This window comes from Lentzea rhizosphaerae, assembly GCF_042649515.1.
Classification (GTDB): domain Bacteria; phylum Actinomycetota; class Actinomycetes; order Mycobacteriales; family Pseudonocardiaceae; genus Lentzea; species Lentzea aerocolonigenes.
Map to the genome: position 1 here is coordinate 132,833 of NZ_JBHRZI010000014.1, position 18,224 is coordinate 151,056.

21 protein-coding genes and 1 pseudogene are annotated in these 18,224 nt (G+C 69.7%); 12 read left to right on the forward strand and 10 right to left on the reverse strand.

What is annotated here, in order from left to right; genetic code table 11:
* The first annotated feature begins 200 nt into the window (after positions 1–200).
* Positions 201–503: a tyrosine-type recombinase/integrase gene (locus ACFOWZ_RS16615; protein ID WP_382373358.1), complete on the forward strand. Its 303-nt coding sequence runs from the start codon at positions 201–203 to the stop codon at positions 501–503.
* Positions 504–687: 184 nt separating this feature from the next.
* Entirely contained in the window at positions 688–2,349 is a 1,662-nt protein-coding gene (locus ACFOWZ_RS16620) for a PucR family transcriptional regulator (protein ID WP_382373360.1), read from the forward strand.
* Here ACFOWZ_RS16620 and ACFOWZ_RS16625 read toward each other — a convergent pair.
* Positions 2,330–3,109 (reverse strand): annotated as a pseudogene (locus ACFOWZ_RS16625) (LysR family transcriptional regulator); the annotation flags it as partial. The gene ACFOWZ_RS16620 and the pseudogene ACFOWZ_RS16625 overlap by 20 nt on opposite strands.
* 69 nt (positions 3,110–3,178) lie before the next feature.
* Between ACFOWZ_RS16625 and ACFOWZ_RS16630 the strand changes: the two are divergent.
* Positions 3,179–3,769, forward strand: a complete 591-nt coding sequence (locus ACFOWZ_RS16630; RefSeq protein ID WP_382373362.1) for a short chain dehydrogenase — start codon at positions 3,179–3,181, stop codon at positions 3,767–3,769.
* On the opposite strand, the gene ACFOWZ_RS16635 is transcribed toward ACFOWZ_RS16630, so the two are convergent.
* Positions 3,757–4,332, reverse strand: coding sequence for a TetR/AcrR family transcriptional regulator (locus ACFOWZ_RS16635; RefSeq protein WP_382373364.1), 576 nt, complete (start codon positions 4,330–4,332; stop codon positions 3,757–3,759). The two genes, ACFOWZ_RS16630 and ACFOWZ_RS16635, sit on opposite strands and share 13 nt — an antisense overlap.
* Positions 4,333–4,404: 72 nt before the next feature.
* Between ACFOWZ_RS16635 and ACFOWZ_RS16640 the strand changes: the two genes are divergently transcribed.
* The 3 genes from ACFOWZ_RS16640 (at position 4,405) to ACFOWZ_RS16650 (ending at position 6,851) form a co-directional block, all read left to right on the forward strand.
* A complete protein-coding gene (locus tag ACFOWZ_RS16640; RefSeq protein ID WP_382373473.1) occupies positions 4,405–5,928 on the forward strand; it encodes an MDR family MFS transporter in 1,524 nt (507 codons plus the stop codon).
* 14 nt (positions 5,929–5,942) lie between these two features.
* Complete coding sequence (locus ACFOWZ_RS16645) at positions 5,943–6,317, forward strand: universal stress protein (RefSeq protein WP_382373366.1); 375 nt, start codon at positions 5,943–5,945, stop codon at positions 6,315–6,317.
* Positions 6,318–6,395: 78 nt separating this feature from the next.
* Entirely contained in the window at positions 6,396–6,851 is a 456-nt protein-coding gene (locus ACFOWZ_RS16650; RefSeq protein WP_382373368.1) for a hypothetical protein, read from the forward strand.
* Here the strand turns inward: ACFOWZ_RS16650 and ACFOWZ_RS16655 are convergent.
* Complete coding sequence (locus ACFOWZ_RS16655) at positions 6,848–7,852, reverse strand: LacI family DNA-binding transcriptional regulator (protein ID WP_382373370.1); 1,005 nt, start codon at positions 7,850–7,852, stop codon at positions 6,848–6,850. The genes ACFOWZ_RS16650 and ACFOWZ_RS16655 overlap by 4 nt on opposite strands.
* A gap of 99 nt (positions 7,853–7,951) precedes the next feature.
* Here ACFOWZ_RS16655 and ACFOWZ_RS16660 point away from each other — a divergent pair, with 99 nt between their 5' ends.
* Positions 7,952–9,796, forward strand: a complete 1,845-nt coding sequence (locus ACFOWZ_RS16660) for a discoidin domain-containing protein (protein ID WP_382373372.1) — start codon at positions 7,952–7,954, stop codon at positions 9,794–9,796.
* Positions 9,797–9,842: 46 nt separating this feature from the next.
* Positions 9,843–11,633 carry a ricin-type beta-trefoil lectin domain protein gene (locus ACFOWZ_RS16665; protein WP_382373374.1) on the forward strand — a complete coding sequence of 597 codons (1,791 nt, stop codon included), beginning with the start codon at positions 9,843–9,845 and terminating at the stop codon, positions 11,631–11,633.
* Positions 11,634–11,681: 48 nt separating this feature from the next.
* Here ACFOWZ_RS16665 and ACFOWZ_RS16670 read toward each other — a convergent pair whose 3' ends face one another.
* Positions 11,682–12,851: a zinc-dependent alcohol dehydrogenase gene (locus tag ACFOWZ_RS16670; protein WP_382373376.1), complete on the reverse strand. Its 1,170-nt coding sequence runs from the start codon at positions 12,849–12,851 to the stop codon at positions 11,682–11,684.
* Complete coding sequence (locus tag ACFOWZ_RS16675) at positions 12,848–13,204, reverse strand: hypothetical protein (protein ID WP_382373378.1); 357 nt, start codon at positions 13,202–13,204, stop codon at positions 12,848–12,850. Before ACFOWZ_RS16675 ends, ACFOWZ_RS16670 begins: the two co-directional genes overlap by 4 nt.
* Before the next feature lie 177 nt (positions 13,205–13,381).
* On the opposite strand from ACFOWZ_RS16675, the gene ACFOWZ_RS16680 reads away from it, so the two are divergent.
* Positions 13,382–13,624, forward strand: a complete 243-nt coding sequence (locus tag ACFOWZ_RS16680) for an acyl carrier protein (RefSeq protein ID WP_382373380.1) — start codon at positions 13,382–13,384, stop codon at positions 13,622–13,624.
* Positions 13,625–13,663: 39 nt separating this feature from the next.
* Positions 13,664–13,789, forward strand: coding sequence for a hypothetical protein (locus ACFOWZ_RS16685; protein ID WP_269083654.1), 126 nt, complete (start codon positions 13,664–13,666; stop codon positions 13,787–13,789).
* A 65-nt stretch (positions 13,790–13,854) separates the two neighbouring features.
* On the opposite strand, the gene ACFOWZ_RS16690 is transcribed toward ACFOWZ_RS16685, so the two are convergent.
* Entirely contained in the window at positions 13,855–14,349 is a 495-nt protein-coding gene (locus ACFOWZ_RS16690; RefSeq protein ID WP_382373382.1) for a DUF2231 domain-containing protein, read from the reverse strand.
* Positions 14,350–14,419: 70 nt separating this feature from the next.
* Between ACFOWZ_RS16690 and ACFOWZ_RS16695 the strand changes: the two genes are divergently transcribed.
* The gene (locus tag ACFOWZ_RS16695; protein ID WP_382373384.1) at positions 14,420–14,737 is read left to right on the forward strand and encodes a hypothetical protein; all 318 of its coding nucleotides are present in this window, start codon (positions 14,420–14,422) and stop codon (positions 14,735–14,737) included.
* Complete coding sequence (locus ACFOWZ_RS16700) at positions 14,734–14,910, forward strand: hypothetical protein (protein WP_382373386.1); 177 nt, start codon at positions 14,734–14,736, stop codon at positions 14,908–14,910. Before ACFOWZ_RS16695 ends, ACFOWZ_RS16700 begins: the two co-directional genes overlap by 4 nt.
* Here ACFOWZ_RS16700 and ACFOWZ_RS16705 read toward each other — a convergent pair.
* Genes ACFOWZ_RS16705 through ACFOWZ_RS16720 form a run of 4 tightly spaced genes read right to left on the reverse strand, consistent with a single transcriptional unit; the run spans position 14,888 to position 18,184 of the window.
* The gene (locus ACFOWZ_RS16705; protein ID WP_382373388.1) at positions 14,888–15,709 is read right to left on the reverse strand and encodes a carbohydrate ABC transporter permease; all 822 of its coding nucleotides are present in this window, start codon (positions 15,707–15,709) and stop codon (positions 14,888–14,890) included. The two genes, ACFOWZ_RS16700 and ACFOWZ_RS16705, sit on opposite strands and share 23 nt — an antisense overlap.
* Complete coding sequence (locus ACFOWZ_RS16710; RefSeq protein WP_382373390.1) at positions 15,706–16,602, reverse strand: carbohydrate ABC transporter permease; 897 nt, start codon at positions 16,600–16,602, stop codon at positions 15,706–15,708. Before ACFOWZ_RS16710 ends, ACFOWZ_RS16705 begins: the two co-directional genes overlap by 4 nt.
* The gene (locus ACFOWZ_RS16715; protein WP_382373392.1) at positions 16,602–17,912 is read right to left on the reverse strand and encodes an ABC transporter substrate-binding protein; all 1,311 of its coding nucleotides are present in this window, start codon (positions 17,910–17,912) and stop codon (positions 16,602–16,604) included. Before ACFOWZ_RS16715 ends, ACFOWZ_RS16710 begins: the two co-directional genes overlap by 1 nt.
* The gene (locus ACFOWZ_RS16720) at positions 17,909–18,184 is read right to left on the reverse strand and encodes a hypothetical protein (protein ID WP_382373394.1); all 276 of its coding nucleotides are present in this window, start codon (positions 18,182–18,184) and stop codon (positions 17,909–17,911) included. The genes ACFOWZ_RS16715 and ACFOWZ_RS16720 overlap by 4 nt, the downstream gene beginning before the upstream one ends.
* Positions 18,185–18,224: the final 40 nt, after the last annotated feature.

Below are 18,224 nucleotides of genomic sequence, written 5' to 3' on the forward strand. Positions count from 1 at the left end.
GGGCCATCTATCGGCCCGAACGTGCTTTTCGCGCCGAAAAATATGTCCGGTAGGACTGAGGCGCTCTACTTCGATACAGGCGCTAGTGCCCGCAATGTCCATCTGCCGCCGTTTCTCGTGAACGAGTTGCTCGCTCATCGCCAACGCAACCCCGACTCGCAGTTCGTGTTCACCACGAGGCGGGGTGTTTGGCGTCGCCGGTGCAACTTCCGGCCTCGCGCCTGGTTGCCCTCGCGGGCAACCAGGCGCTCGGCTGGGGTCCGCTCAAGCCGGGCATGGTCTTCCACGACCTGCGGCACACGCAAGAGACCTGGCTCATCGAGGACGAGGTGCCACGCGTGCTGAGGCTGGAGCGGCTGGGGCACAAGCGCAGTTCCACGGATGAGCGGTACTCGCACGTGACCGAAGCCATGATCAGTCGAATGCTCGAACAACTCCGGCGCCGCTGGGAAGTGGACGGCGGGTGGTCCTGGACCATGAACGGACCGGACGAAGCCTGGTGACCATCTGGGCATCGCGAACGTGTTCATCACTCGTGCTCCCACACTGCTCCCAATTTGCACGAACGCTTGGGCACCTGAAGCCGCTGAAGGACACCTGACCAGCCTGAACACGCTGGTGCGTCAGTAGGCTCCGATCGTTGAACACTTAATGGATTCCTCTGCAGACGGTTGGCAGGGTGGTGGCATGAGTCCGCGAACTGGTCTCGCCCGCGTGCTGGACGACCTCGGCACCACGCTCATCGACCTGGTGCGTGGTGATCCGAGCCGGTCCGCGGACATCGGCGGGGTCGTCATCCACGACCCGGACGACGACCAGGTGCTGCCGCCGTCCGCGCTGGTCCTCGGTGTCGGCGTGCGGAACCCGGCGGAGATTCTGGACCTGCTGGGCGCGTCCGGGGCCGCCGCTCTCGTCGTGCGCGGCCCGGTCGTGGTGACGGCTGAGATCGCCGAGGCCGTGGACCGTTCCGGCGTGGCGTTGCTGGGTCTGGCGCCGGGCGCGTCGTGGACCCAGCTGGCCGCGATGCTCAGGTCGCTGCTGGCCGAGGGCGAGGTCGACCCGTCGGAGACCCTCGGCGGGGTGCCGGCCGGGGACCTGTTCGCGCTGGCCAACGCCGTGGCCTCGTTGATCGGCGCGCCGGTGACGATCGAGGACCGCAGCTCGCGCGTCCTCGCGTTCTCGGGGCGCCAGCACGAGGCCGACTCGTCGCGCGTGGAGACGATCCTCGGCAGGCAGGTGCCCGCGCGGTACTCGCAGATGCTGGAGGCGCGCGGGGTGTTCCAGCAGCTCTACCGCAACGACGAACCCGTCTACATCGAGGAGCTGCCCGCGGACGGCGGGGGCTGGTGCCTGCCGCGGGTCGCCGTGGCGGTCAGGGCGGGTGACGAGTTCCTCGGCTCGATCTGGGCGGCGGTGCGCGGGCCGTTGCCCGAGGACCGGTCGCAGGCGTTCTGCGACGCGGCCAAGCTGGTGGCGTTGCACATGATGCGCCAACGGGCGGGCGCGGACGTCGAACGCCGGCTGCGCGCCGACCTCGTGTCCACCGCGGTCGAGGGCGGGCCGGGCGCGGCGGAGGCGGTGCGGCGGCTCGGCCTGGCCGATCAGGCGTGCGTGGTGCTGGCGTTGGCGCCGGCCCACTCGCACGGCGAGGATCCCGCCGAGCACGCCCGGTTGCTGGCCGAACGTCAGCAGATCGCCGACGCGTTCGCCATGCACCTGACGGCCGTGCACCCGCGCGCGGCGGCCGCGTTGATCAGCGACGTGGCCTACGCGATCCTGCCGGTGGAGTCCGAGGACCGGGCGCTGCGGATCGCGACGGACTTCCGCAACCGCATCGGCAACCAGGTCCTCGTCGGCGTCGGCCAGGTCGCCGACGGCCTCACGCTGTCGCGCTCCCGTGCCGGAGCCGACCTGGTGCTGCGGGTGTTGCGCGCCGGTCGTGCCTCGTGCCCGGTGGCGCGGGTGTCCGACGTGCACAGCGAGGGCCTGCTGCTGGAACTGTCGGACCTCATCGCCGAACGCGGCGACACGCTCACCGGACCCGTCGCTCGGCTGATCGCGTACGACCGCAAGCACAGCGCATGCCTGGTCGAGACGCTCAGCGCGTGGCTCGACGCCTTCGGTGACGTGGCGGCGGCGTCGGCGGCCGTTTTCGTGCACCCCAACACGTTCCGCTACCGGCTGCGGCGGTTGGCGGAGGTCGGGGAGATCGATCTCAGCGATCCGAACGCGCGGTTCGCGGCGATGCTGCAGTTGCGGTTGTGGCGGCCAGGTGCCGCTGAGCCAGCGCCACGAACGCCTGAGTCGACGGATGCGCCGCCCCTGACGGCCAGGCCAGGTGCACGGTGACCGGTTCGGCGTCGGTCAGCGGCAGGTAGGTGACGCCGGGGTGCGGGTTGTGGTGACTTGAACCGGCCGCCGTGACGCCGACCGTCGTCCCGGTCGCGATCGAGGTGAGCCACTCGACCACGCCCGGCACGTCCACCGTGCGCGGCCGGGATCCGGACGGCCACAGGTCGGCGCTGGTCGTGGCCGCCGTCTCGCACACCGCGACGCATTCGCCCACCAGGTCGCCCAGAGTGAGAGCGTCGCGGGTCGCCAGCGGGTGGTCGTCCGCGACCGCCGCCACGCGTGGTTCCTCGATCAACGCCACGTGCTCGACGCCGGTCTGCGCCGGGCTGGTGCGCAGGACCGCCACGTCCGCGTCGCCGCGCCGCAGGGCCGCCTCGGGGTCGTCGGAGCGGCGGATGCGCACCAGGACGTCCGGGTGCTCGGCGCGCCACTCCCGCAGGAACGGGATGGTGAACCGGCCGAGCGCGGCCCAGGCGAACGTCAGCCGCAGCGGCTGCGGCTGGACGGCCTCGGCCAGGGCCGAGTCGAGGGAGGTGAGGATGCGGTGGCTGTGCTCCCACAGCCGTTGCCCGGTGTCGGTCAGCGCGACGTGCCGGGTCGTGCGGTCGACGAGCCGGACGCCCAAGCGCCGTTCGAACTGCTCCAGCGTCCGTGACAGCGCGGGCTGCGTGACGTGCAGGGCCTGTGCGGCCGCGGTGATCGACCGGTGGTCGCCGATCGCGGCGAGGGCCCGCAGGTGACGCAGCTCGACATTCATGACTGCCGATCATAAGTGCTGCACGAACGGCATTTCACAGGTGCCGATCGGGTGCCTACCGTCGAAGGCATGAGGATTCTGCTCGTTGGAGCGACCGGCAAGCTGGGCACCGCCGTGCACCAGGAACTCGTCGAACGCAAGCACGACGTCGTGACCGTCTCCCGCACCGGAGGCGACCTGCAGTACGACGTGACCGACCCGGCGCAGGTGGCCGACCTGTACCAGACCGTCGGCCAGGTGGACGCCGTCGCGTCGGCCGCGGGAAGCGTGCCGTGGCGGCCGCTGGCGGAGCTGACCGTCGAGGACTACCAGGCCGCGGTGACGGGCAAGGTCCTGTCGCAGGTCGCACTGGTCAAGGAAGGTCTCTCGTTCGTCACGGGCTCGTTCACGCTGATCACGGGCGTGCTCGCGCGGGAACCGGTCGTCACCGGCGCCGCCGCCGCGCTGGCCAACGGTGCCGTGGAGGCGTTCGTGCGCGCGGCCGCCATCGAGATCACGCCGCTGCGGATCAACGCCGTCAGCCCGACCGTGTTCACCGAGGCGCTCGACGACTACGGCGCCTTCTTCCCCGGCATGAAGCCCGTGCCGCTGGCCGACGTGGCGCAGGCGTACGTCCGGTCGATCGAGGGACGGCAGACCGGGCAGGTCTACGAGCTCTGAACCCGCACGCGGCCGAGCAGGCGATCGATCAGGCCGGGCAGCTGCTGCTCCCCCGCGCTCTCCAGCCAGAGCGCGATCCCGGTTCTGACGGCAGCGAGGAACGTCGCTGCCATCAGCCGCGCCGGTTCCTCGTCCGGCCCGCGGGTCACCAGCACGGCGGCCAGGTCGCGTTCGAGCGCGACCTGGTCCCCTGCCTGGCGTGCGAGCAGTGAGGGGTGCCGGCGCAGCAGCCGCAGCTGGGCCATCCACTCGACGTCCGGGACGGGCCAGGTGCGGTACAGCTCGGCCGTGGCGGCGCGCAGGGCCTGCCACGGCTCCTCGCCGGACGGCCTCGACTCGACCAGGGCGACCAACGCCTGGAACCGCTCGCGGTCGGCGTCCAGCACGGCGTCTTCCTTGCAGGTGAAGTAGTTGGAGAACGTGCGGCGCGAGACGCCCGCCTCGTCCGCGATGTCCTCGACCGTCACGCCGTCGAGGCCGCGCTCCATCGCGAGTCGCAGCGCCGCCCCGGCCAGCGAACGCCTGGTCACCGCCTTCTTGTGCTCCCGGAGCGTGGTCTCCACGCGTTCAGCCTAGCTCGTTGCTCATTGAGCAAATTTGCACGACGTGCAAGAATCTGGTCTGTGAAGAACGAGATGGGGCACCGGCAGGTGCTGGAGTCGCTGTCCGGGCTGTTGCTCGCGCTGTTCGTGGCCATGGTCAGCTCGACGGTGGTGTCGACCGCGCTGCCGCGGATCATCGGCTCGCTGAACGGCACCCAGACGCAGTACACGTGGGTGGTCACCGCCACCCTGCTCACAGCGACGGCCACCACCCCGATCTGGGGCAAGCTCGCCGACCTGTTCAACAAGAAGACGCTGGTGCAGGCCGCCATCGTGATCTTCGTGATCGGCTCGCTGCTCAGCGGTTTCGCGCAGGACACGGGCCAGCTGATCGCCGCCCGCGCGTTCCAGGGCCTCGGCGTCGGCGGCCTCCAGGCACTCGTGCAGGTCGTGATCGCGGCGATCATCCCGCCACGCGAACGCGGCCGCTACAACGGTTATCTCGGTGCGGTCATGGCCGTGGCCACGGTCGGCGGCCCGCTGCTCGGCGGCCTGATCGTCGACGTGTCGTGGCTCGGCTGGCGCTGGTGCTTCTGGGTCGCCGTGCCGATCGCCGCCATCGCGTTCGTCGTGCTGCAGGCGACCCTGAAGCTGGAGACCGTGCGCCGCCCGAACGTGCGGATCGACTACGTCGGGGCGGCGCTGATCGTGGCCGGCGTCAGCGTGCTGCTCATCTGGGTGTCGTTCGTCGGCAACTCGTTCGACTGGCTGTCGTGGCAGACCGCGGCCATGGTCGCCAGCGGCCTGGTGCTGCTGGGCGCCGCCGTCGCCGTCGAGCTCAAGGTCGACGAACCCGTTGTGCCGCTGCACATCGTCGTCCAGCGCACGCCCGCTCTGGCGATCATCGCGTCACTCGCGGTCGGCATGGCCATGTTCGGTGGCGCGGTGTTCCTCGGCCAGTACTTCCAGATCGGCCGCGGCTACACCCCGACCGAGGCGGGCCTGCTGACCATCCCGTTGATGGCGGGAGTGCTGGTGTCGTCCACGATCTCCGGCCGCATGATCAGCCGTTCAGGCCGCATCAAGCCGTACATCGTGACGGGCACCATCACGCTGGTGGTCGGCTTCCTCGGCCTGGGCTTCGTCGACCACGCCACGGCCCTGTGGCTCGTCGGCGTCGCGATGGCCGTGGTCGGCATCGGCGTGGGCATGACCATGCAGAACCTCGTGCTGGCCGTGCAGAACAGCGTGCCCCTGAGCGAGCTCGGCGCCGCCAGCGCGTCGGTCACGTTCTTCCGGTCGCTGGGCGGCACGATCGGCGTGTCCGTGCTCGGCGCGGTGCTCGCCAACCGCGTCACGTCCGACCTGTCCGCCGCGCTGCACGTGCCGGCGGGCCAGTCGACCGGCGACACGAGCGCGTTGAACCTCGCGGCCCTGCCACCCCAGGTGCAGACGATCGTGCACGCCGTCTACGGCGACGCCACCGCGCACATCTTCCTGATCTCGGCGGCCGTGGGCGTCGTCGGCGTCATCGCGGCACTGCTCCTCAAGCCGATCACGTTGCGCACGACGATCGATCTCGAGAAGAAGGAAGCAGACTCCGCCGTCGCGCGATGACCGAGGGGGCCGACATGAACGCTTTCGAGTCCACAGTGGACTCCTTCGGCCCCGTCGCCCCGCCGAGGTCGCGGACCGTCCTGGTCGGCGTCGACGGCACCGACACGGTGATGCGCGCGGCCGCGGCGGCGTTCGGCCTCGCGCGACGCCAGGGAGCACGCCTGGTCGTCACGTTCGTGGCGCACCACTCGGCACTGGCCGCGCTGAGCCCGGCGGTGGCGTCGGTGTTCGAGCACGAGGCGGCGGCCCGGCTGCACGCCGAGCTGTCCGCGCAGGTCCGGTCGTTCGCGGAGGAGCTGGACGTGCCGGTGACTTTTGTGAAGACGTTCGGGGACCCGTACACGGTGCTGCGCGAGTCGGCCGACCGGGGTCGGTGGCGACGCGGCTGATCCGGTCGGGGCACTGGCCGGTGCTCGTGGTGCCCTGATTCGGCCGACTCGTGGTCATCAGCGATCTAGGATCGGCCGGTGGCCACGAATCCCGCCGAAGTCACCCTGACGAGCCCGCGTTCCGCACTGGCTCAGCGCGTGCTCGCCGGGCTCGTGCTCGCCGCGATCGTCGGCGGCATGGCCGTGCTCGCCTTCTCGGACCAGCCGTGGTGGGGAATCGTGCTGGAAGAACTGGCCTTGCTCGTGCTCGTGTTCATCGTGCTGGCGATCTGGGTCACCGCGGGTGACTCCGCGGAGAAGACCGTGGCGTTGCGGGCAGCCGGGACCGAGGTGCTCGGCGAAATCATCGAGAAGACCGAGTCCGACGACGGCGACGACGTCTACTACGAGCTCACGATCCGGATTCCCCTGCCGGACGGCGACTTCGAGGGCCGCCACCGGTGCAGGCGGTCGGGCTGCGCCGCCCGGCGACCAGGTGGGCAGATTCCCCTGCTCGTCGCTTCCCGGCTCCGGCTGTGGGCCGTCGTGCACTAAACCGCAGCAGTGGAATCCCGGACGACCAACGTTGTGGCGAGCTCGATGTGCAACGCCTCGGGCCGATGGCCGTCCAGCACCCGCATGAGCTGCGTGACGGCGATGCTTCCCATCTCCTGCAACGGTTGCCGCACGGTCGTGAGCCGCGGATCGGTCGCCTCGGCCAGGTCGATGTCGTCGAAACCGGCCACGGACAGGTCTTCCGGCACGCGCAGGCAGCGTTCCCGCGCGGCCTGCAGCGTGCCGACGGCGACCTTGTCGTTGAAGCACACGATCGCGGTCGGGCGCGGATTCAGGTCGAGCAACTCTGCGGCCGCGCGCCTGCCGTGGGCGGTCGTGGGTTCGACGTGGCGCAGGCGGTCCGGGGTGAGCAGCACGCCCGCCTTGGCCAGGGCGGCGCGGTGGCCTGCCAGGCGCGCGTCGCCCGCGAGCCACTCCTCCGGGCCCGCGATCACCGCGATGTCGCGGTGGCCGAGGCCGATCAGGTGGTCCGCGATGGCGCGCGCCCCTGAGGAGTGCGCGGCCGAGACCGCGGCGATGTCCGGTGGCGGCGGAGTGCGCGGGTCCACCACTACGAACGGGAAGCCCGCCTGGGACAACGCGACCAGTTCGTCGCCTTCCTCCGGCGGCAGGATCAGGATCGCGGCGTCGACGTCGTCCTGGCCGGGCAACGCCTTCAAAGCGTCGCTGTGCTGGCCCGACTCCCCCGCGTCCAGGAGCAGGCGCAGGCCGTGGAGCTTCAGCGTTTCCGCGATCGAGGAGACGATCAGGCCGAAGTAGTCGGTGAGCACGTACGGGCAGCGGACGTAGACCGTGCGGGTGCGCGCGGGTGTCTCCTGCCTGCGGCGTTCGACGGCCTGAAGCACCAGGTCACGGGTTCGCGGCGCCACGTTGACGTGGTCGTTCAGCACTCGCGAGACGGTCGCGATCGACACGCCGGTCTCGGCCGCGATGTCACGCAGACTCGCGCGCTGTTTCACGTGTTCGATCTTGCGTTCCACCAGGTCAATGTACCGGAACTCGCGCAGACCATTGACCCTCGACACGACCGGGTGTTTCATCCTGAAAGCCAGCGTTTCACAGTGATGAACGGGTGTTACATGAGACGAGCAGCGATCGTGGCCCTGGTCCTCGGCCTCACCGCCGTGCCCGCCGCGGATGCGTCCAGCGCGCCACAGGTGCGGGTGTGGGTCACCACGCCGGACCGGGCCGAGCTGATGCACGAACGCCCGAGCGTCACGTTCGGCAACTCAGCCTCGACGCACCCGACGATCGTGGTCGACCCGGACCGCCGCTACCAGGAGATCGACGGGTTCGGCGCGTCCATCACGGACTCGTCCGCCGCACTCCTCGCAGGCCTGTCCACCCGAGCCGAGACCATGCGCAAGCTGTTCGACCCGAACCAGGGCATCGGCGTGAGCTTCCTGCGCCAGCCCGTCGGTTCCTCCGACTTCACCGCGGCCGCGCAGCACTACACCTACGACGACGTCCCCACCGGCCGAACCGACTTCTCGCTCAAGCACTTCAGCATCCGGCACGACGAGGAGAAGATCCTTCCGTTGCTGCGCGAGGCCAAGCGACTCAACCCGCGGCTGAAGGTCATGGCCACGCCGTGGAGCCCGCCCGCGTGGATGAAGACCAACGACTCTTTGGTGGGCGGTCAACTCAAGGACGACCCCGCCGTGTACGACGCCTACGCGCGCTACCTCGTGAAGTTCGTGCAGGCGTACACCGCAGCGGGTGTGCCGATCGACTTCCTCTCCGTGCAGAACGAGCCGCAGAACCGCAAGCCGGACGCCTACCCCGGCACGGACATGCCCGTCGCGGCACAGCTGAAGGTGATCGAGGCGCTCGGCCCGAAGCTGCGCGCGGTCAGCCCGCGCACCAAGATCCTGGGCTACGACCACAACTGGGCGACCCACCCCAACGACGGCACAGCAGAGGCCGACTACCCGTACCAGGTGCTGCGCGGCAAGGCCGCCAAGTGGCTCGCCGGCACCGCCTACCACTGCTACCACGGCGACCCCAGCGCGCAGACAAAGCTGCACAACGCGTTCCCCGACAAGGGGATCTGGTTCACCGAGTGCTCAGGTTCCAAAGGCGTCACCGACCCACCCGCGAAGGTCTTCAGCGACACGTTGAGGTGGCACGCCCGCAACGTCGTCCTCGGCACCACCCGCAACTGGGCGCGCAGCGCGGTGAACTGGAACATCGCGCTGGACAGCACCGGCGGCCCGCACAACGGCGGCTGCGGCACGTGCACCGGCCTGGTCACCGTGCAGCCGGACGGGTCGGTGACGACCGACGCCGAGTACTACACCATCGGGCACCTGGCGAAGTTCGTGAAGCCAGGAGCGCGCCGGATCGCCAGCACGTCCTTCGGCACCACCGGGTGGAACGGCCAGATCATGGACGCCGCGTTCCGCAACCCGGACGGTTCCACGGCTCTGGTGGTGCACAACGAGAACGACGACCCGCGTTCGTTCGCGATCAACCTCGGCGACCGGACGTTCGAGTACACCCTGCCCGGCGGCGCACTCGCCACGTTCACCTGGACCACCCAGCACCGCGGCAGGCTCGGCCAGGTCGACCTGACCGGCGCCACCGCCACGGACCCGGCACTCGTCGACGACGACGCCTCGACCCGGTGGTCGAGCGGTGCAGCCCAGGCACCCGGCCAGTTCGTGCAGGTGGATCTGGGGCGGCGCAAGGCGTTCCGGCGGGTCGCGCTCGACAGCGGCGGAAACCTCGGCGACTACGCCCGCAACTGGGAGCTGAGCGTCAGCGACGACGGCTCGGCGTGGCGCTCACTCGCCACCGGTGAGGGCGTCGGCCAGCTCACGAACATCGACGTGCGCCGCACGAGCGCGCGGTACGTCCGCATCACGTCCACCGGTGCCGCGAGCAACTGGTGGAGCATCGCCGATCTCCGTCTCTACAACTGAAAACCAGCAAACGGGCGCCCAAACCCTGCAAGGAGCGCTTATGTCAATGACGACAAACCGTTGGCGCAGCACGGCTCTCGTGTCGGCCGTCGTGATGGCGGGCCTGGCCACCCCGTCCGCGACCGCGGCGACCAACGCGAGCGTGTGGCTCACCACGGCCGACCGGTCGAATCTCCTGCGACAGCAGGGAGATGTCACCTTCGGCTCGGGCGGCAGCGGTCCGACGATCACCGTCAACCCGAACTCCACCTATCAGTCCGTGGTCGGCTTCGGCGCCTCGTTCACCGACGCGGCGGCGTGGAACGTCTTCAACTCGCCGCGCCGTGACGAGATCATGAACAACCTGTTCAACCGGAGCACCGGCATCGGCCTGAGCTTCCTGCGCCAGCCGATCGGCTCGACCGACTTCTCGCGCAGCTTCTACACCTACGACGACGGCGCGGCGGATCCGACGCTCTCGCGGTTCTCGATCGCCCACGACAACGCCTACATCCTGCCGCTGGTCCGGCAGGCGAAGCAGCTCAACCCGCAGCTGTCGATCATGGCGACGCCGTGGAGCGCCCCGGCGTGGATGAAGAACAACAACAACCTCATCCGCGGGTCGCTCAACGACAGCCAGATCGGTGTCTACGCCGACTACCTGGTCAAGTTCACGCAGGCCTACCAGGCCGCGGGCGCGCCGATCGACTACATGAGCGTCCAGAACGAGCCCAACTTCGAACCTCCCGGCTACCCCGGCATGAGGATGTCGGCGCAGCAACAGGTCAACGTCATCAACAACCTCGTGCCGAAACTGCGCGCGGCCGGCCAGCAGGCGCGCATCCTCGGCTACGACCACAACTGGGACGACACGACCTACCCGCAGACCGTGAACAACGGCGCGGGCAACAACGTCATCGGTTCGGCGTGGCACTGCTACGGCGGCAACCCGAGCGGGCAGTCGGTCGTGAAGAACAACCAGCCGGGCAAGGACATCTTCTTCACCGAGTGCTCCGGCACGAGGTCCGCCGACGACGCGTCGACGTTCCGCGACACGTTGCGCTGGCAGGGCATCAACCTCGCGATCGGTGCGACCCGCAACCACGCGCGGACCGTGGCCATCTGGAACATGGCGCTGGACAACAACAACGGCCCGGTCATCGGCAGTTGCACCAACTGCACCGGTGTCGTTCGCACGAACGGCAACGACGTCACCTACAACGCCGAGTACTACGTGCTCGGCCACCTGTCGAAGTTCGTGCAGCCCGGCGCGGTCCGCATCGACTCGACCGGGTACGGCGAGGGCGGCATCCAGAACGTGGCGTTCCGCAACCCGGACGGGCGGATCGTGCTCGTCGCCCTCAACTCGGGCGGCCAGCAGAGCTTCCGCGTCTCCTACGCCGGTCAGACGTTCGGCTACACCCTGCCGGCCGGTGCCATGGCGACGTTCACCTGGCCGGGCACGCTCGATCCCGGCCGCACGGGTGCCATCACCGGGTTGGGCGGCAAGTGCCTGGACGTCACGAACGGCTCGACCGCGAACGGCACCCAGCCGCAGCTGTGGACCTGTTACGCCGGGCCGAACCAGACGTGGACTCTCGCGTCCGACGGCACGGTCCGCGGGCTCGGCAAGTGCCTCGACGTCACGGGCAACGGGACGGCGGACGGCACACCGGTCCAGCTGTGGGACTGCTTCGGCGGCGGGAACCAGCGCTGGACGGCGTCGAACGGGACGTTGGTCAACGTCGGCAGCAACAAGTGCCTCGACGTGATCGGCAACAACACGGCTGACGGCGCAAGGCTGCAGATTTGGTCGTGCACGGGCGGAGCCAACCAGAGGTGGACCGTGCCCGCGTAGTCGTTGACGGCCGGTGTCCGAAGACGGCGGGCACCGGCCGGCAACCCGTCAGAGCTTGAACACCGAACGCACGCAGTCGTCTTCCTTCTTCTTGAAGATCTCGTAGCCGCGCGCACCCTCGCTGAGCGGCATGACGTGCGTCGCCAGGTGGTTGGTGACGAGCTCACCTGACGCGATGCGGTCGAGCAACATCGGGATGTAGCGCTGTCCGTGCTGCTGTGCACCGCGCACGGTGAGGCCCTTGTTCATCAAGGCACCCAACGGGAACTTGTCCACGAGCCCGGTGAAGACACCGAGCACGAACACCGAACCACCCTTGCGGCAGTTGTAGATCGCCTCTCGCACGGCGATCGGGCGGTCCATCTCCAGCTTCAGCTTGCTCTTCACCTGGTCGTAGGCGTACTGCGGCCCGGTGGAGTGCGCTTCGCAGCCGACCGCCTCGATGCACACGTCGGGACCGCGGCCTCCGGTGGCCTCCAGCAGAGCCTCGCCCACCGAGGTGTCGGCGTAGTTGATCGTCTCCACGCCGAAGGCCAGTTCCGCCTGCCGCAGCCGGTAGTCGAAGCGGTCGATCACGAGCACGCGCTCGGCACCGAGCAGCTGGGCCGCCCGCGCGGCCATCTGCCCCACCGCGCCGCAGCCCCACACGGCCACCACGTCACCGGGCTTCACGCCGCCCAGATCGGCACCCATCCACCCGGTCGGCACCGAGTCCGAGGCGAAGAGCGCGCTCATGTCCTCCACCGCCTCGGGAATCGGGATCGCCGTGTGGTCCGCGAACGGCACACGCACGTACTCCGCGTGGCTGCCGCGGAAGCCACCCATCGCGTGCGAGTACCCGAAGATGCCGCCGGGGTCGGCACCCCAGAGGTGCTGAGTGATCGCCGGGTTGGTGTTCGTGTTGTCGCACAACGAGTACAGCTCGTTGCGGCAGTACCAGCACCGGCCGCAGACGATGAACGAGCACACCACGACCCGGTCGCCCGGCCGGTGCCTGGTGACACCGGACCCGACCTCGACCACCTCACCCATGAACTCGTGGCCGATCACGTCACCCGCCTGCATGAACGGGATGTGCCCGGTGAGCAGGTGCAGGTCCGACCCGCACACCGTGCTCAGCCGGACCTTCAGGATCATGTCCTGGTCGCCCAGGAGCTTCGGGTCGGGCACGTCCTGCACCCGGACGTCGTTGATCCCCTCCCAGCACAACGCCTTCACAGCCGACCACCGCCCCCTGCCCGGTTCGTCACCAGTTGCAGCACCTTGCCCATCGGACCGGGATGCGTCGGCGCCGTGTCGGGCTTGACCACCTCACCGGCCTCCAGGACCGCCTTCGCCCGGCGCAGCGCGAGCCTGAGCTCGTGCCGCGACACGTCCCCGGTGGGCTGCGCGCTCAGTTCCGTGCCCTTGTCCCCTGCCGCCGGTCGTACGCGGATCTCGACCTGGTCCCGCCACCGGACCAGGTCCTCGGGGAGCGACGACTGCACCTCCTCCGGCGAGCGGTAGACCGTCACGGCCAGCGGGCGGTCGGATTCCTCGCCGCCCGGAACACGCTTTCTGCGCCTGGTCACCGCGACGGCTGTCGCAACTCCGGCAGCGAGAAGCGCTTTTCCTGCTGTGTTCATCGTTTTCGACCTCTCCAGCAGCACGAGCACCCCGAGTACCCGTGGCGGGCAAGAACAACCGAACCGGGTTCAACGCGGTTCGCACGGGTATGTCCACCGTGCCGACAACCACGGGAGGTAACCATGGCAACCGGTGAGACCGGCTTCGACGACGTCACCTACGACCTGATCTCCGTGCAGTACCACGCGCTCAAGGCCGGCCACGACTACGGCCAGTACGTCCGCGACGCCGACAACGCGGGCCGCCAGGACATCGCCGACTTCTTCCGAAGGGTGATGGACGAGGACTCGGCGCGCGCCAAGCAGTGCCACGAGTACATCAAGGAGCTCTCGGGCACGAGCGCGTCCGGTCCGGCGCTGACCTGACCGGGGCATGAGGTCGTGTCGCGCGGGTATCCGTGCGGCATGACCGATCCGCGCAACCCGGAAGCACCGCACTCCCCCGGCACGCCCAGCCTGGACGACCTCGAGACCGAGGAACCGCAGGTGCCGGAGGAGCCACCAGAGGACGCGAGCGAGCCGCCGGACTGAGAAGACCACTCCGGTGATCACCGTCGGCGCGGCTGCTGAAGCCCGCGCCGGCGGTCTCGTCGCGTCTACCGCCCCGACGCCGCCACACCCCTCAGCGAGCTGGGCGCGTCCGGGTTGGCGTCCTCGTCCACGCTGATGCCGAGCCGTTCAACCAGCTCACCACCCAGCCACCCGCCCAGACCGGCCGCGAGCACGCCCAGCCACGCCGCGACCAGCGCGGGCCACGAGGGAATCCAGTCCTGCACGGCCAGCCGCAGCGTCCAGCTCACCGCGAACAGCACGAGCACGACGGCGTTCACCAGCCCGTGCAGCAATCCGATCCGGCGCGCCCGCGAGCCCTGCGGCGTCACGAGGAACCAGTCCAGCCAGCCGGTGGCGGCGGTGACGACGCCCATCAGCACGCCCGCGAAGACGAGGTGCGCGGCGGTGAAGGCGAAGCTCGTGCGTGAGGTGATCAGGTACAGGACGTCGAAGCCCACCGCGGTGGTCAGCAGGCCCAGGGGGAACACGATCAGGATCGGGTGGACGGCGTGCCCCGCGGCACGAACACGGCTGCGCATGAGGTGCTCCTCTCCCAGCAGCGGTGGATGCCAGAGGCGTACCCGGCGCCACAGCGGATACCCCTCTGTCATGAACACCGACGAACTGCGTCGCTTCGTGCTCGACCAGCTCGACGCGGACGAGCAACGCCTGGCCGAGGAGAAGCTGCCGCTGCTCGACGAGGCCGAGGGGCGCGGCAGGCTGCGCATCATCCGTTCGGACGACGGCAGCGGGCTGCTCCTGCTGCCGGGACCGATCCAGGCGGCGGAGGAACGGGTGCCCGTGCCGTTCCCGGAGAAGTTCGCGCTGCTGCGGACCGAGGTCGAGCAGACCCGCGACGAGGCGTTGCTGCGGCTGCTCGCCGGCGCCTACGACACCCACCACGACTGGCAGGAGGAATGGCGATGACGAGGCCCGAGCCCGACGCCGTGACCGCCGAGAGCGAACTGCAGGACGCCGACATCGGCGACGAGCACACCCGGCCCACGTTCGCCGACGAGAACCCCGGTGGCCCCCACCGCGGGCCCGACGAGTCCGAGCCCGACGACGACGACGGCTTCACTCCTCGACCCGTTGTGTGACCACGCCGCGCACGAAGTAGCGCTGGGCCACGAGGAACAGGAGGATCATCGGCACGGTGGCGACGACGCTCGCGGCCATCACCAGCTCCCACTGGGCCTCGCCGCCCTGCCCGAACCGGTCGAGCACCGCCTTGAGCCCGCGCGGCAACGTGTACAGCTCCGGTTCGCGCAGGTAGATCAACGGCCTGATCAGGTCCGTCCACGCGGCCTTGAGCTCGAACACGAACACCACGATCAGCCCCGGCCTGGCCAGTGGCAGCGCGATCGACGTGAACTGCCGCCACGGCCCGGCCCCGTCGACCCGTGCCGCGTCGAACACCTCCGCGGGCAGCCCGAGGAAGAACTGGCGCAGCAGGAAGACGTAGAACGCCGAGCCGAAGAGGTTGCCCGCCCACAACGGGATCTGCGTCGTCGCGAGCCCCACCGCGTGCCACTCCAGGTACACCGGCACCATCGTCACCGCGGCCGGCAGCATCATCGTGGCGAGCACCAGCCCGAACAACGCGTTGCGGCCGCGGAACCGGAAGCGGGCGAAGCCGAACGCCACCACCGCGCTCGACACCGTGGCGGCGGCCGCGGCGGCGAGACCGACGGCCACGCTGTTGCCCACCCACGCGAGCAACGGCACGGCACGCCACACCTCGGTGTAGTTGGCGGGGTTGACCGGTGACGGCAGCAGGGCGTTGTCGAAGACGTGCGAGCGGTCCTTCAGCGACGCGCTCATCAGCCACCAGAACGGGTACGCGAACAGCACACCGACCGCGACCAGTGCGAGCAGAACGGGTGCGCGACGGGTCATGACCTGTCCTCGTAGTGCACGTAGTCGCGCGACAGCCGCACCTGCAGCGCCGTGATCGCGGCGATCACCACGAACAGCACCCACGCCAGCGCCGACGCGTACCCCATCCGCAGCGAGCCGAACGCCTCCTGGAACAGGTAGATCACGTAGAACAGCGCCGCGTCGCCCTCCGCCGGCGTGGACGGGCGGGCGCCGAAGAACATCGTGTACGCCTCGGTGAACACCTGCAGCGACGCGATGGTGTTGACGATCAACGTGAAGTACACCGTGCCGCTGATGCCGGGCAGCGTGACGTGCCAGAACTGGCGCCAGGGCGACGCCCCGTCCAGCCGCGCCGCCTCGTACCGCTCCGCCGGCACCCTGGTGAGCGCGGCCAGGTACAGCACGGCGGTGCTGCCGATCGTCCAGAGACTCATCAGCACCAGGCCGGGCTTGATCCAGGCGGGGTCGGTCGTCCACTGCGGCCCGGTGAACCCGAACCAGCCGAGCACGGCGTTGATCGCGCCGTTCTGCCCGTTGAGCAGCAACAGGAACAACGCGGCGAGTGCCACCGGCGGGGTCATCGTCGGCAGGAACAGCACGGTGCGGAAGAAGCCCGCCGACCGTCCCGCACGACGCAGCAGCGACGCGAGCCCGAGTGCGAACACGATCTGCAACGGGACGTGCAGCAGCGTGAAGAAGGCCGTGTTCCACAACGCGGTCGCGGCGCGTCCGTCCTGCAGGATCTCGCGGTAGTTGGTCAGGCCGGTGAACCTGGAGGGCTTGAGCAGGTCGTAGTGCGTGAACGACAGGAACAGGCTGTAGACCATCGGTCCGGCGGTGAGCAGCAGGAAACCGACGACCCACGGCAGCACGAACAACCAGCCGGCCCGTGCCTCGCGCGCGCTCGTCATCAGCGCCCTCCCACGCGGGTGATCGCCCGGTTCGCCTCGCGCTGCGCCTGCGCCATCGACTCCTCGGCGCGCTGCCTGCCGAGCAGCACCCTCGTGACCGCCGACTCCCACGACCGCACGAGGTCGCTGGCCGCCGGGTTCGGGGGCAGCGCGAAAGCCTTGTCCTGCACGGACTGCACGACCCGCACGCCCTGTTCGAGGACGCGGATGCCGCGCGGGTCGTACACCTCTGCGAAGATCCTCTCGTCGGCCTCGCGGTTGGCGGTGAACGTTCCGCTGTAAGGCTTGCCCTTCTTCGCGAGCGCGTCCCGCCGTGCCTTCGCCGCCGTGACCCAGGTGTCCGCCGCGGTCATCGTGGCGATGAACTCGCAGGCGAGGTCAGGATGCCGGGCACCCTGCGGGATCGCCCACGCCTGACCGCCCGCCTCGGTGAGCGGCGCGCCTTCGCGGTCGGTGAAGGGCACGATCGTGACGTCCGCGTCCGGGGAGTTGGCCGCGATCGTGTTGACGTACCAGGAGTCGATCGCCATGGCGGCGACCTGGCCGGTGACGAGCTCGTTGTTCGCGCCGAACGAGTCGAACGTGTCCCGGAACGCCTTGAAGGAGGCCCAGCCGCCCTGTGCCGCGACGAGATCGGCGGTGTACCGCACGGCGTCGACCACGCGCGGGTCGTCCAGGTGCGGCTGCGCGTCGACCAGGTCAACGCCGTTCGCCTTGGCCCACAACGCGACGAACTCCGGCATGCGCGGGTCGAACCCGATCCGCCGGACCTTGCCGCCGTCCGTCTGGGCGAGCTTCCCGGCGTTCACGGCGAGCGCGTCCCAGTCCGTTGTGGACAGTGAGGTGATGCCCGCTTCCCGCAGCACCGGGTTGTTCAGGACGAGCACGCGCACGGTGAAGAAGTCCGGCACCCCGTACACCGTGCCCTCGTACGTCACCTGGCGGACCGCGGCCTCGCGGAACCCGCCGAGGTCGACGTTCTGCCGCCGCAGGCACGGTCCGAGGTCCTGGACCGCTCCCCTGGCCGCGTACCCGCCGAGCTTGCGCCGGTCCGCGTAGACGAGGTCCGGCGGATCACCGGCCGCGACCGCTGAGAGGAACTGCTGCTCGTCGAGCGCGCCCTCGTTGATCCGCAGGTCCACCTCGGGATGTCTGCCCTTGAACACCGCGACGCGCGCGGTGGCGTGTTCGTCGGGCAGGCCGAAGCCTGTGGTCGTGAGGGTGCCTGGCCGGTCGGCGGCGCTGGGGCCGAGCCCTCCGCAGCCGGCGACGAGCAGGGGCACCAGCAGCGCGACCGGCCACCGGCTCATGCGCGGGCGGCGACGACGGCCCTGCGTCCTGGCAGAAATCCACGCGCCGCCGTCAGCAGCGTGCGCGCCTCCATCAGCTCGCCGTACTCGAGGTGCTCGTCCGCGGCCGCCACGTGGGCCAGCGCCTGCCGGGGCGCGTCCGGGGCTTCCGCCATCGCCTTCGTCAGGCACTTGCGCGCCTGCTCGGCCTGGAGGGCGAGATCAGCGCCCTCGGTCACGCGGATGAGGACGAGAGCGTCGCAGATGGCCTTGTCGAGAGAGTTGTGCCGCACGGGGATCGCCGCCTTCGGGACAGTCGGGGGTGTTCAGCGC